Origin of the sequence: Rhizobacter sp. (assembly GCA_019635355.1) — a bacterium.
Classification (GTDB): domain Bacteria; phylum Pseudomonadota; class Gammaproteobacteria; order Burkholderiales; family Burkholderiaceae_C; genus Rhizobacter.
In genome coordinates this window covers 2,403,237-2,416,103 of record JAHBZQ010000001.1, presented here as the reverse complement: position 1 = coordinate 2,416,103, position 12,867 = coordinate 2,403,237, and the positions used below count along the sequence as shown (strand labels likewise).

The following is a 12,867-nucleotide window of genomic DNA, read 5'->3' as shown; positions in this document are numbered from 1 at the left end:
GATGTGCGGCATCTTCGGCTACTTCCACCGTGGAGGGCGCAGCCTTCCGCCTGCTGCACTCCAGGCCATGGGGCATGCCATCGCGCACCGCGGTCCCAACGACCAAGGCGTCTTTGCTGCAGAGGGCGTCGCGCTGGGCAACCAGCGCCTCTCGGTCATCGACATTCTGGGTGGCCACCAGCCCTTCGTGTCCGACGACGGTCATATCGTGGTGGTGCAAAACGGAGAGATCTTCAACCACGTTGAGCTTGCGCAAGAGCTCGGGCGTGCCGGCCATCCGTGCCGCAGCCACTCTGACACCGAGGTACTGCTGCGCCTGTACGAGGCCGAAGGCATCGGCTTCGTCCGGAAGCTCAACGGCATGTTCGCGATCGCCATCTACGACGCCCGCGAGCAGGCGCTCTACCTGGTCCGTGACCGCATCGGCGTCAAGCCGCTGTACGTGCACGACGACGGCCAGCAGATCACCTTTGGCTCCGAGATCAAGGCGATCCTGAAGTCCGGCATGCCCCGCCCCGCCACCGACGAAGCGGCGCTGCACCACTTCCTGAGCTTCAACTATGTGCCGGCGCCCTACACCATGTACCAGGGCATCCGGCACCTGATGCCGGGGCATCTGATGAAGGTCACGCGCGAAGGGACGACGACACGCCGCTGGTGGGACCTGGCCGCCGTCCAGCCTGTGCACGGGCGCAGCGAGGCCGAATGGATCGAGGAGTTCAACGCCATCCTCGATGACGCGGTGCGCCTGCGCCTGCGCTCTGACGTGCCCTTTGGCGCTTTCCTGTCGGGCGGGGTCGATTCGAGCACCGTCGTCGGGCTGATGGCACGCCACATGGACGAGCCGGTGAAGACCTTCTGCATCGGCTTCCATGATCCGCGCTACGACGAGGCGCCCTTCGCGCAGGAGGCGGCCGACCGCTTCGGCTGCGAACACGTCATGGAGCGCGTGGACCCGGACATGCTCGACCTGTGGCCCATGGCCACCTACCACTGCGACCAGCCCCACGGTGACATCTCGTTCCTCCCGACATACCGCGTGTCGGAGCTGGCGGTGAAGCACGTGACGGTGGTGCTCACAGGCGATGGCGGCGACGAGCTCTTTGCCGGCTACGACAAGTACCGCGATTTTTTCGCGCGTCCCGACCTCGCGGGCCTCAGTGACGATGCGTTCCGCCGGGCGTATTTCCAGAGCATCTCGCTGTTCACCGACGACCGGAAGCAGGCCCTGTACGCGGCAGGCACGCGGGACCGCCTGTCCAGCCTCGACAGCTACGAGGTGGCGCGACCTTACTTCGAGGCGTTCGCGCACCAGGACCGCATCAACCAGGCCCTGTTCCTCGACATGCAACTGCTGCTCTCGGGCAACAACCTCGTCAAGCCCGACCGCATGGGCATGGCGGTGTCGCTGGAAGCACGCACACCCTTCCTCGACTACCGAATGATGGAGTTCGCCTTTCGCATGCCGGGCGCGCTGAAGCTGAAGGACGGCGAGACCAAGTATCTCTACAAGAAGGCGGTCGCACCTCTGATCGGCGATCACCTGGCGTACCGCAAGAAGCAGATGTTCACCGTGCCGGTGGGCGAGTGGTTCCGCGGGAACAAGAATGCATACGCGGGGGAGCGCCTGCAGCACTTGCTGGCTTCGGCACATTGGTTCGAACCGGAGGTGGTAAGCAGCCTGCTGACCCGTCACCGAGACGGTACAGCAAACAACACCCGAGAGATTCGTGCGTTGATCTCCCTGGCCCACTGGCTGGACCGATGCTGATCGATGGAAGCTCTGTCCCACATCGTTGAGAGGTTGTGGCGGTTTTATGCGGACGAGCCGCTGAAGTTACTCACGTCCATCGGACTCGCCGCCGCGCTGGCCATAACAGTCCTGGCCGCGGAAGTCGCCCTCCTAGGGTGGGAGCGCTCCTCGGCGAAACGCCTGCTGCTCATGTCCAACTCCTCGCGCACCGACCTGCTCGCCTTTGTTCTTGTGGAAACAAGCCTCGGACTCTTCGTTGGCATTGCGATGCTGTTGGGAGTGACCTATGTCCTGCAGCGCTATGCCAGTGCACATGTGACGAGGGTCGTGGAGTGGTCTCCATCGCTGCAGATCTTGGCCGTGCTCGCCTTCTACGTGACGGTCGACTTCGCCAACTACTGGGCGCATCGTTGGTGCCACACCGTGCCGGCGCTATGGGAAATCCACCGATATCACCATAGTGCGCCCGAGATGACCGTTCTCACCGCGTTCCGTGATCATCCAATGGAGCGCGCCTTCTCTGCCGCCGTCGTGGCTGTCCCGGCCGCACTGGTCGCCATGCCTGCCGGCGACTATGTTGTCGTACACCTCCTCGCCAAGCTGGTCGGGCTGATCAAGCACAGCAACCTGCCACACAATTGGGGTTGGTTCGGTCGCTATGTCATTCAGTCTCCGGCCGCGCATTGGATCCATCACTCTCGAGACGCCGCGCATCACAACAAGAACTTCGCGAGCCTCTTCCAGATCTGGGACGTGATCTTCGGCACGGCGCTACATCCTTCTAAGGCAGAAGCTGGTTCGGCTCGCATCGGACTCGATGACGATGATGGCCAGACGCCGCCGGCCAGGTATCTCCTGCGTGTGTTCTTCGGTGGCTGGCGCACCTTCTTGCGCATTCCGCACAAGTCCTAAAGATGGTTGGCAGTCGAACCTATTCCGATCGCTCTCGGCTTCATGCGCTGGACGTTCTCAGGGGCGTGTGTGCGCTCGGCGTCTGTGCGTACCACTTCGCGTTGTGGAGCGGGGATGGCTCTGTGTCTCCGCTGCTGTCGCTTTTCGGGACGTACGGAGTTTCGATGTTCTTCGTTCTCAGCGGGTACAGCCTCGCTCACGCCTATGGAGCTGCATTCGAGAGTGGCATCAGGCAGGCGGATCTTCGGCACTACTTCCAACGACGACTCGGGCGTCTTGGGCCCTTGTTCGTGACGGTGTTGCTTCTCTCCATCGCAGGCAAGCTGTTCATCACACACAACGAGCCAGATCCATTTGCAGTCTTGGCGAACGCCGTGTTGTTGTTCGGATTCTTCGATCCTGCGAACAGCCCAGTCGTGGGCGGCTGGAGCATCGGGGTAGAGGTTGTCTTCTACTTCGGGCTCCCGATGGTTCTCCTGGCCCAGCGCGGTTCGCTTGCCGTGCTGGCCGCCTCTGTCTTCTTCGCCATCTGGATATCCGCCGAATTACAGCGCTACTCGACACTTGCAGACGGTTGGCGCGTCTACGTTCACCCGGCTAACCACCTAATTTTTTTCGTTGGGGGGATATGCCTGCGGCAGTTTGATCAGTGGACCCGTTATGTCCGGCTCCGCTGGACGCTGACGCTGGCGCTGACGTCCGCAGTCGTGCTCTTGGTTGCGGCGCACAACGCAACCGAGTTGGATCTGGTGACCGGCTGGAGGCGCGCCATACTCGTAACTGTCTCCCTTGCCTTCGTCGGTGCGATCGCCCGATTGCCCATGGCTACCAGCTGGCGCCCCGCCGCTGATGTGGCGGCAGGGATCAGCTATCCGCTCTATCTGATCCACCCGCTGGTCTACTTCGCGTTGAAGGGTCGGGTCGAGATGGCTACCGCATGGCCGTTTCTGGTGCTGGTCGTCATCGTGGGGGCGTGGCTGGTTGATCGATTCGTCGACGCCCCGCTGCAGCAGCGGGTGAAGGCGATCGGATGGTAGGACCGGCAATGGGCAGTCTCGACAACGCCTTATCGGAGGGCGCGCGACCTGCGACGTCGACCTTGCGTCGGCGGGGGCGAGCTCGCCTGCGCCGGCGCCCGCATGCGTTGCCCGTGTTCCCGTACCTTATTGCGGTCCTGGTTGTCCTGGTGGCCGGTCTTTTCGTGTACGAGGGATTTCTTCCGCCCGTCGATGCGTCCGAGGACGGGTTTCAGGCGCAGTTGCTGTATGTGGGTTCGCTGCTGAGTGACGGGGAGCTGTTCAGTGGGGCGGAGGACAGTTCTCTTGTCTGGGTCCACTTGGCCAGGCTTTTCGCGGTTTCTCCCTTTGTGAGCATCGAGCTGGCACTGGGTTCAGCCGGTTCGTTGGTCCTTCTGCTGCTGCTGCTGCTGCCGCTTGTGCGCTACCCCGTCGAGGACAAATGGTCGCCGATGCAGTTGGTGCCCTTGATGTTGCCGTTGCTGGTGAGCGGCCGCAGCGTGCTTGTGTCTGTTGGTGTGGCCTATGTCTTGATCTATTTGCTGCGTCGAGACTCAGGCGCCTGGAATCTCTGGCTTGGGCTTGGTTTTGCGAATCTCAGCTCGGCCTCGGTGATGACGTCGCTGCTCTTGCTGGTCTTTGTGAACTCCGAAAAGACGTCGAAGCTCGGCGCGCGTCTTCACTGGGCTGCGGCGCTCTTCGTTCTCGGTTTGTCTTTTCTGGCGTCCTTGATCGACAAATACCAAGGGTTCCAGGTGGGGAGTGCCGGCTATGAAGCCCACGCGTTTACCTCAGAAAGCTTGGTGCTGTCGATCGTCAGCAGGAGCACGCTGCTCGTGAGCTTCGTGGAGGGGCAGTACATGCGGTTCATCGTCTACCTGGTGATCGCTGCATACCTTGGTTTCAAGCTCGTGTCTCTTCTCAGGGACAAGGAGGCGCAGAAGGGGCGTCACGTCCTTCTTTGCTGTTTTCCGGGTGTACTCATGGAAGGCCTGGGCGTTCTCGCTCTGTTCTTCCCGCTCGTGTGGCTGATGTCGGGTTGGCGCCGGGATCTGCTTGCGATGCCGAGGCCGATAGGCTTTCGGGCGCGGAGAGCGCCCCCCGCCCCGCTGACATCCGCCCTCCCGCCTTGATGCCTTTGCAAGGAGTCGAAATGACCACTCAGAACACCCTCGCCAAAGCCTTCGACGCACGCAAATCGTTCTTCGCCCACCGGGCGTCCGCGGTCTTTCCCTTGCGCATCCGCGAGCACAGCGACCTGCGCGTGCTGTTCATGAACTACTGGCTGCTGAAGAACGACATCCCGAGCGTTGGCGTCAACTTCCGCGTCTACGGTCACGACGGCGCGTTGCGCGCCCGGCAGTCGCTCGGCGAGGTAGCGCAGCACAACGACGTCTCCGTGCGCGAGGTGCTGCTGCGGCCGAACGCCGTGCCGCTGCCCTTCGACGGCATGCTCGAGGTGGAGATCGTCTCGACCTCCAACCTCGCATTCCCATTCCCCGCCATCCTGGGCGTGTACGAGGCGAACGGCCTGTTCAGCTGCGTCCATGCTGCGGGGCGCGTGAAGAATCCCGACGAGACCAAGAAGCCGCAGCGCTCTGAAGAGACCAACTGGAGCTGCAGCTTCGAACGGCGTGACGACGCCTACGCCGTGGTGCCGTTCTTCCACTACTTCGTCGGTGCGAGCCCGCTCGCACCCGACGAGACGATCGAGGTGAAGCTGCGCGACCCGGCGGGCAAGGTCCTCGTCAGCCGCCAGGTGCAGGTAGGCGACATGGGGCCGTTCTCGTCCCGCCTCTTCTTCGCCGATGAGCTGTTCGACCTCGCCCAGGTGCCACCTGCGGGATCGTTCCTGTCGGTGGCTCTGAGGGCGAACGACATCTTTCCGCGTCTGGTCGTCGGCAACTTCCACCGCGAGGTCGATTTTCTCGAGGTCACACACTCGTTCCCCGTCACCGAGTTCACGGACCACTGCCCGAAGCTCGACCCGGCGCGTGCCAATGGGAGCTTCGCGTCGCTGCTCGCCGCCCAGACGGCGCCGGGGCTCGCGCTGGAGCTGCGCGTCTTCCCGACCAACTGCGCCGGGCGGGTCTCTGCGGTGACCCGCCGCAAACGTTACGGCGACGATCGGCTGGCCGATGACGGTGAAGGTTTCGAGTTCGAGTCGTCGCCCGGCCACGACGGGCTGCACCTCACGCTGGCGACCGGCGAGGAGTTCCGGGTGCTGCACCTGCAGGGCCAGACCATCCCCTCGCGCCTCAACGCGTCGTACCGATACCGGGTCGAGGGGGCCCCGCGCTGCTTCGCGACGGACATCGCCACCGGTGCCAAGTCGATCGTGTACCCGCCCAAATGGCGGCACTGGGGCCACGGCTGCATCGGCGGTGGATTCGACACCTACGTGCTCCTGCGCAACAACACCCATTCGCCGTCGAAGACGGTCGCCAACGCGGGCGACATCCGCCTCTTCAGCGATAGCTTCGACAAGACCATCCGGGTCGAGTGCGCCGCGGAGTCGTGCACCGCCATCCGCCTGTCCCAGGTGCTGGACCTCGACCCGACCGCGGGTGAACCGGTGTTCGTCTCCTGGCTGATGAGCCTCGAGCAGCCCGTGGGCGAAACCTTTTGGGTGGCGTTCCGACCCGATGGTGCGGTCTTCGGCGAACACGGGTTCTGATGGACCGCAGGATGCTTGACGGCAGGGTGGCCGCACGTGGCTAAGTTGTTCTTCGTTGCCTACGGTGGTGGCCATGCGGCCATGCTGATCCCGGTGGCACGGCTGGCGCTCGAGGCGGGGCACGAGGTGGTGTTCCTGGGCCTCACGACGGCTCGGGTGGCCCTGTCCCAGGCCGGCATCCCGGCCATCGGTTTCGCCGACCTGTGGCCCTTCGCGGCAGCGCGGGCGCGCGAGTTCGGGGCCGAGCTGGCGGCGGGGCTGCCCACCGGCGGCCCGGTTGCACCGGAGGAAAGCGAGGCCTACATGGGCATCTCGTTCGCCGACCTGGTCGATGCCCAAGGCGAGGCGGCAGCCCGCCGCCTCTACGAGCAGCGGGGCCGCCATGCCTTCCTGCCACGCGCCTTCCTGCGCCGCGTGCTGGAGCACATCCGTCCCGATCTGGTGGCGGCGACCAACTCGCCGCGGGCCGAACAGGCCGCCCTCCTCGCCGCGAGCGATCTAGGCCTTCCCTCACTGTGTGCCGTCGACCTGTTTGCGATGCAGGAGGTCCAGTGGATCGGACAGCGGGGCTATGCCAACCGCATCTGCGTGCTCAACGAGCAGGTGCGCCAGATGTTCCTGCGCCATGGCCGCGGCGAGGCCGAGGTCGTGGTGACCGGCAATCCGGCTTTCGACCGGTTGCGCGATCCGGCGCTAGTCAGCGTAGGGCAGGACCAGCGTCGTGCGCGCGGGTGGGACGACGGCAAGACCACCGTCTTGTGGGCATCGCAGGCCGAGCCCGCACGCCACCCGTTCGACGACCGCATCGGCGACCCGAGCCTGCCCCGGCAGGTGGAGCAGGTGCTGCGCCGGGTGGTCGCCGACCATCCCGGGCTGCGCCTGGTGGTGCGGTACCACCCGAGCGAACAGATCGCGTTCGAGGCCCAGGACCGGGTGTCGCTCAGCCGCTCCGACGAACCGCTGGTGCCGCTGCTGCATGCCGTGGACGTGGTAGTCGTGACGGCCTCGACGGTCGGCTTGGAGGCCGCCATGGCCGGCCGCCCCGTGGTGTCGGTAGACTGCTCGGTTTTCACCGCGGATGCACCGTATGCCGCCATGGGGGTGTCGACCGGCGTCGAATCTCCCGCGGCGCTGCCCGGCGCGCTGCTCACCCTGGTGCGCGAGGGCCGGGCCTCCGGATCCCCCGGCGGCGCAGGCGCCGAGGCCGCCGGTGGAGCGGCCCACCGAATCCTGCAAGTGATCGAATCTCTTTCCCAACGGAGTCTGAAATGAAACGCGTGCCCTTCCCGGAACTCATCGACAAGTCCAAATTCGCGCCGGATGTGTCGAACCCGGAGGCGAAGTACGGCCTTCCCACGGACGTGGCGTTCTGCGCGCGTTGTGTCATCTCCAACCAGCGCCCAAACTCGGCCGTCGAGTACACGCACACCAAGGAATCGAAGAAGAAGACGATCAACTTCGACGACGAAGGCGTATGCGATGCCTGCCGCTTCGCCGAGAAGAAGCACGGCAAGATCAACTGGGAGGAGCGCGAGCGCCAGCTGCGCGACCTGCTCGACCGCCACCGCAGCAAGGACGGCAGCTACGACTGCCTGGTACCCGGCTCGGGGGGCAAGGACAGTTTCTACGCCTCTCACATCCTGCGCACCAAGTACGGCATGCACCCGCTGACGGTGACCTGGGCGCCCCACGTCTACACCGAATGGGGCTGGCGCAACTTCCAGCGCTGGATCCATGCGGGCCACGACAACTACCTCATGACCCCGAACGGGCGCGCACACCGCCTGCTGACGCGTCTGGCCGTGGATAACCTGTTCCACCCGTTCCAGGCGTTCATGTTCGGCCAGAAGGCGCTCGCCCCCAAGATGGCGCTGCTGTTCAACATCCCCCTCGTGATCTACGGCGAGAACGAGGCCGAATACGGCAACCCGATCGGCGACACCGAGACGGCCAAGCGCGACTGGTCCTACTTCACCGCGGGCGACCAGTCCAAGGTGCACCTGGGCGGCGTGGCGGTCACCGACCTGAAGCAGCACTTCGGCCTGGAGCAGCAGGACCTGATCCCTTATCTGCCGGCCAACCCGGCCGAAATCGAGGAGAAGAAGACGGAAGTCCACTACCTCGGCTACTACCTGAAGTGGCACCCGCAGGCCTGCTACTACTACGCGGTCGAGCATGGTGGCTTCGAGGCCTCGCCCGAGCGAACCCCGGGCACCTACAGCAAGTACAACAGCATCGACGACCGCATCGACGACTTCCACTACTACACGACGGGCGTGAAGTTCGGCATCGGGCGCGCGACCTACGACGCCGCCCAGGAAATTCGCTCGCTCGACATCACGCGCGACGAGGGCGTGGCACTCGTCAAGCGCTTCGACCATGAATTCCCCGAGCGCTTCGCCGACGAGATCTTCCGCTACCTCAGCATCCCGGCCAGCGAGTTCCCCGAGGCCAGCAAGATGTTCGAGGAACCCGTCATGACACGCGACTACTTCATGCGGCTGGCAGACACCTTCCGTTCCCCCCACCTGTGGAAATGGGAGGAAGAGCAATGGAAGCTACGCCACGCGGTGTGGCACGACGCCTCGAAGTGATCCATGAGCAACCTACGCATCATCCCGCGCCTTGACATCAAGGGGCCAAACCTCATCAAGGGGATCCGGCTGGAGGGCCTGCGCGTCATCGGCGATCCTCAGGAGTTCGCGATCCGCTACTACGAGGCGGGTGCCGACGAGTTGGTCTACATGGACATCGTCGCGAGCCTCTACGGCCGCAACAACCTGAGCGACATCATCAGCCGTGCGGCGAAGAACGTGTTCATCCCCATTACCGTGGGCGGTGGCATCCGTTCGGTCGATGATGCAAGGCACATCCTGCGTTCGGGTGCGGACAAGGTGGCCATAAACACGGCTGCCGTCGCGCGGCCGGAGCTGATCACCGAGGTCGCGCATCGCTTCGGCTCGCAGGCCATGGTGCTGTCCATCGAGGCCAAGCAGGTCGCGGCAGGCAAGTGGGAGGCCTACACCGACAACGGCCGAGAACGAACTGGGCTGGACGTCCTTGAGTGGGTGCAGCGCGGCGTGGAGTTGGGCGCAGGCGAGATTCTGCTGACGGCGGTGGACCGTGAGGGCACGCGCTCTGGCTTCGACCTCAATCTCGTCCAGCAAGTGTCGTCGACCGTTCCGGTGCCGGTCATCGCCAGCGGCGGTATGGGCAACATGACGCACTTCATCGAGGCTGCATCCAAGGGACAGGCCGACGCGGTGGCCATGGCCGACGTACTTCATTACGGCCGGATGTCGATTTCAGACATCCGCAAGTCTGCGATCGAGGCGGGCCTACCGGTACGAAAGTTCTGATGATGAGCAACAACAAGTCCGTGACGATCGTCGACTACGGCATGTGCAACCTGCTCAACGTCGCCCGCGCGTTCGAGCACGTGGGGGCCGACGTCACCGTGACCGAGGATCCCGCCGTCGCACTGGCGGCGAACCGCCTGGTGGTGCCCGGCGTGGGCGCTTTTCGCGACAGCATGAAGGAAGTCGAGACCCGCGGTTTCGGCGATGCCATCCGGCGCTTCCGGGCCACCGGCCGCCCGATGTACGGCATCTGCGTGGGCATGCAGATCCTCTTCGACGCGAGCGAGGAGTTCGGTGAGCACGCGGGCCTGGGCATCCTCCCTGGCCGTGTGAAGGCGGTGCCAGCGACTACCTTGGAGGGACGGGCCCAGCGTGTGCCCCACATCGGATGGAACCACCTGGTGGAGCCGAGCAGCGGGCGCAGCTGGGAGGGAACAGTGCTCGAGCCGATCGCCCGCGCGCATCCCGCCGTGTATTTCGTGCATTCGTTCGCCGCCGTGCCCGCGAACGAGCAGGACCGGCTGGCCGATTGCGTCTATGGCGGGTACCGGATTTGCGCCGCGGTGCAGCGGGACAACCTGATGGCCAGCCAGTTTCACCCCGAGCGCAGCGGCGAGACCGGCCTGGCGCTGGTGCGCCGATTCGTCGAGCTGTAGCCCTGCGGAGGTAAGCGCCTTGCGTGCACTCGTCATCGGCACCGGTTCGATTGGCCGGCGGCACATGGCCAGCCTGTCGTCCCTGGTGCCGCAGGTGCGCTTCGACATTTTGCGCGAAGCCGGCCGGTCCGCTTCGGTGGAAGGGCTGCCGGGCGAGGTGAGCGTCTCTTCGACGCTGGATCAGGCGCTCGACAAGCGGCCGGCGCTGATGGTGGTCGCCAGTCCGAGCTCGATGCACCTGCGGCCGCTGCTCGCGGCGATCGAGCGTGGCATTCCGTTCTACGCCGAGAAGCCCGTCGTTACCACGGCGGACGACGTTGTGGTGTTGCGGCTTGCCCTCGCCCGCAGCCCGCGCGTGCCGCCGAACATCGTGGGCTGCAACCTGCGCTTCCTGCCGTCGCTGCAGCGGCTGAAGTCGCTGGTGACACGGGGCGAACTCGGCCGCGTGGTGCGCGCCGGCTTCGAGGCCGGCCAGTGGCTGCCCGACTGGCGGCCGCAGCAGGACTACCGCCGCAGCTACAGCGCCAGCCGCGCCTTGGGCGGCGGTGTGCTCTTCGACCTGATCCACGAGATCGACGCCGCGCGCTGGCTGCTCGGCGACTTCCCGGTCGTGCAGGCGGCGGCCACACGCGCCTCGGGCCTCGAGATCGAGACGGAGGACTGCGCTACCCTGCTGCTGTCGCGCTCCGCCGGGCCGCTCGCCACGGTGCAGCTGGACTACGTGAGCCGCCGTCCGGTGCGCCGCTACATGGTCGTCGGCGATGCCGCCTCCGCCGAGTGGGACCTGCCTCGCAAGTCACTCACGCTGTCGGGGCCCGAGGGCGTGCAGGCGCTGGACCTCCCTGCCGACGCCTTCGACGTGCCGCGGACCTACCCCGCGGCAATGCGCGAACTGCTCGACGCCGTGGCGCAGGACAGACCGACTTCACAACCTCTGGAAGAGGGCCTCAAGGCGCTCGAACTGGTGATGCGCGCGCGCGCATCCGCCCACCTCTCATGAAGACCATCGCCACCATCTGCGCACGCGGCGGCTCCGTCGGCGTGCCCCGCAAGAACATCCGGCCGCTGCTCGGCAAGCCGCTGATCGCCCACACCATCGAACAGGCGCTGGGGCTGCCGCAAATCGACGCGGTCTACGTCTCGACCGACGACGCCGAGATCGCCGAGGTGGCGCGGCAGCACGGCGCGCGGGTGCCCTTCCTGCGGCCCGCGGAGCTGGCTACCAGCACCGCGCCCAAGATTCCCGTCATCGAGCACCTGTGCCACTGGGTCGAGTCGAACGACGGTACTTTCGATCGCCTGGTCGACTTGGACCCGACCTCCCCGCTGCGCACCCTCGACGACATCACCACCTGCCTCTCTCTGCTCGACGACGAGACCGACGCCGTCATCACGGCCTTCGAATCCGAGAAGAACCCATACTTCAACATGGTGGAGCGCAAGCCCGATGGCAGCATCGGCCTGGTCAAGAGCGACGCGGGCGGCGGGGTCGTGGCGCGCCAGTTGGCGCCGCATGTGTACTCGATGAACGCGTCGATCTACGTCTGGCACCGGCACACCCTCACCAAGGGTCTGTGGAACGGTCGGCTCAAGCTGCACGAGATGCCGCGCGAGCGTTCGATCGACATCGACAGCTCGCTCGATTTCCGCATTGTCGAGATGCTCATGACCGACAGCCTGGAAGCTGCAAAATGAACCGCTTCGACCTCACTGACAAGACGCTCGCCGTCACCGGCGCTGCTGGCATCCTCGGCGAGCACTTGTGCCGCGAGCTGCTTGCCGACGGCGCACGCATCGTCGCCATCGATGCATCGCAGGAAGCGCTCGATCGCCTGCAGGCCCGGCTGGGGCAGGGCGAGCGCCTGTCTCTCCACTGCGTCGACATCCGCGACCGTGCCGCTGTGCAGGGCGTGCGGGAAGCAGCCGAAGCGAGGTTCGGCAGCGTCGACGGCCTGCTCAACAACGCCGCCACCAAGAGCCCCAATTTCTTCGAGCCCTTCGAGACATTCCCGATCGAAGACTGGAACCATGTGATGTCGGTGAACCTCACCGGCGCGATGGTTTGCGCCCAGGTGTTCGGCGGGGAGATGGCCCGGCGTGGCCGCGGCAGCATTGTCAACGTGCTCTCCATCTATGGCATCGCCGCACCTGATCAGCGAATCTACGAAGGATCGGAGTACCTCGGTCGCGCGATCAACACGCCGGCGGTCTACAGCGCGAGCAAGGCAGGCCTTTGGGGACTGACCGCCTACCTGAGCGCTTACTGGGCCAAGCAGGGTGTGCGCGTGAATGCGCTGACCCCTGGCGGCATCTACAGCGGCCAGAACAAGACTTTCGTCGACCGATACAGCCAGCGAGTGCCGATGGAGCGTATGGGGAGTCCGCTCGACCTGTGCGGTGCGCTGACCTACCTGATGTCTGACGCTGCTGGCTATGTGACCGGCCAGAATATCGTGATCGATGGCGGGCTGACCGTCTGGTGAACCAGGACCGC

The 12,867-nt window shown here is 65.1% G+C and carries 12 protein-coding genes; all 12 read left to right on the top strand.

The annotated features are described in order from the left end of the window. Position 1: 1 nt before the first annotated feature. Genes asnB through KF892_10760 form a run of 12 tightly spaced genes read left to right on the top strand, consistent with a single transcriptional unit; the run spans position 2 to position 12,856 of the window. Positions 2–1,771, top strand: coding sequence for an asparagine synthase (glutamine-hydrolyzing) (asnB, locus tag KF892_10815; GenBank protein MBX3625495.1), 1,770 nt, complete (start codon positions 2–4; stop codon positions 1,769–1,771). Between the two features lie 3 nt (positions 1,772–1,774). Further along, positions 1,775–2,665, top strand: coding sequence for a sterol desaturase family protein (locus tag KF892_10810; GenBank protein ID MBX3625494.1), 891 nt, complete (start codon positions 1,775–1,777; stop codon positions 2,663–2,665). A gap of 2 nt (positions 2,666–2,667) precedes the next feature. Further along, positions 2,668–3,702: an acyltransferase gene (locus tag KF892_10805; GenBank protein ID MBX3625493.1), complete on the top strand. Its 1,035-nt coding sequence runs from the start codon at positions 2,668–2,670 to the stop codon at positions 3,700–3,702. Positions 3,703–3,710: 8 nt separating this feature from the next. Continuing rightward, positions 3,711–4,814: a hypothetical protein gene (locus KF892_10800; GenBank protein MBX3625492.1), complete on the top strand. Its 1,104-nt coding sequence runs from the start codon at positions 3,711–3,713 to the stop codon at positions 4,812–4,814. A gap of 20 nt (positions 4,815–4,834) precedes the next feature. Continuing rightward, on the top strand, positions 4,835–6,358 hold the full coding sequence (locus KF892_10795; protein ID MBX3625491.1) for a hypothetical protein: 1,524 nt from the start codon (positions 4,835–4,837) through the stop codon (positions 6,356–6,358). A 45-nt stretch (positions 6,359–6,403) separates the two neighbouring features. After that, positions 6,404–7,630: a UDP-glycosyltransferase gene (locus KF892_10790; protein ID MBX3625490.1), complete on the top strand. Its 1,227-nt coding sequence runs from the start codon at positions 6,404–6,406 to the stop codon at positions 7,628–7,630. Then, on the top strand, positions 7,627–8,952 hold the full coding sequence (locus tag KF892_10785) for an N-acetyl sugar amidotransferase (GenBank protein MBX3625489.1): 1,326 nt from the start codon (positions 7,627–7,629) through the stop codon (positions 8,950–8,952). Before KF892_10790 ends, KF892_10785 begins: the two co-directional genes overlap by 4 nt. Positions 8,953–8,955: 3 nt before the next feature. Then, positions 8,956–9,717 (top strand): imidazole glycerol phosphate synthase subunit HisF, encoded by a 762-nt coding sequence (gene hisF, locus KF892_10780; protein MBX3625488.1) that lies wholly within the window; start codon positions 8,956–8,958, stop codon positions 9,715–9,717. A gap of 2 nt (positions 9,718–9,719) precedes the next feature. Further along, entirely contained in the window at positions 9,720–10,373 is a 654-nt protein-coding gene (gene hisH / locus KF892_10775) for an imidazole glycerol phosphate synthase subunit HisH (GenBank protein ID MBX3625487.1), read from the top strand. A 19-nt stretch (positions 10,374–10,392) separates the two neighbouring features. Continuing rightward, the gene (locus tag KF892_10770) at positions 10,393–11,373 is read left to right on the top strand and encodes a Gfo/Idh/MocA family oxidoreductase (GenBank protein ID MBX3625486.1); all 981 of its coding nucleotides are present in this window, start codon (positions 10,393–10,395) and stop codon (positions 11,371–11,373) included. Continuing rightward, on the top strand, positions 11,370–12,068 hold the full coding sequence (locus KF892_10765; GenBank protein ID MBX3625485.1) for an acylneuraminate cytidylyltransferase family protein: 699 nt from the start codon (positions 11,370–11,372) through the stop codon (positions 12,066–12,068). The genes KF892_10770 and KF892_10765 overlap by 4 nt, the downstream gene beginning before the upstream one ends. After that, a complete protein-coding gene (locus tag KF892_10760) occupies positions 12,065–12,856 on the top strand; it encodes an SDR family oxidoreductase (GenBank protein MBX3625484.1) in 792 nt (263 codons plus the stop codon). The genes KF892_10765 and KF892_10760 overlap by 4 nt, the downstream gene beginning before the upstream one ends. The last annotated feature ends 11 nt before the right edge of the window (positions 12,857–12,867 follow it).

What these genes read in the sequence shown, in the direction of transcription:
- asnB (MBX3625495.1), top strand. Translation starts at nt 2, where the DNA reads ATGTGCGGCATCTTCGGCTACTTCCACCGTGGAGGGCGCAGCCTTCCG.
- KF892_10810 (MBX3625494.1), top strand. Translation starts at nt 1,775, where the DNA reads ATGGAAGCTCTGTCCCACATCGTTGAGAGGTTGTGGCGGTTTTATGCG.
- KF892_10805 (MBX3625493.1), top strand. Translation starts at nt 2,668, where the DNA reads ATGGTTGGCAGTCGAACCTATTCCGATCGCTCTCGGCTTCATGCGCTG.
- KF892_10800 (MBX3625492.1), top strand. Translation starts at nt 3,711, where the DNA reads ATGGGCAGTCTCGACAACGCCTTATCGGAGGGCGCGCGACCTGCGACG.
- KF892_10795 (MBX3625491.1), top strand. Translation starts at nt 4,835, where the DNA reads ATGACCACTCAGAACACCCTCGCCAAAGCCTTCGACGCACGCAAATCG.
- KF892_10785 (MBX3625489.1), top strand. Translation starts at nt 7,627, where the DNA reads ATGAAACGCGTGCCCTTCCCGGAACTCATCGACAAGTCCAAATTCGCG.
- hisF (MBX3625488.1), top strand. Translation starts at nt 8,956, where the DNA reads ATGAGCAACCTACGCATCATCCCGCGCCTTGACATCAAGGGGCCAAAC.
- hisH (MBX3625487.1), top strand. Translation starts at nt 9,720, where the DNA reads ATGAGCAACAACAAGTCCGTGACGATCGTCGACTACGGCATGTGCAAC.
- KF892_10765 (MBX3625485.1), top strand. Translation starts at nt 11,370, where the DNA reads ATGAAGACCATCGCCACCATCTGCGCACGCGGCGGCTCCGTCGGCGTG.
- KF892_10760 (MBX3625484.1), top strand. Translation starts at nt 12,065, where the DNA reads ATGAACCGCTTCGACCTCACTGACAAGACGCTCGCCGTCACCGGCGCT.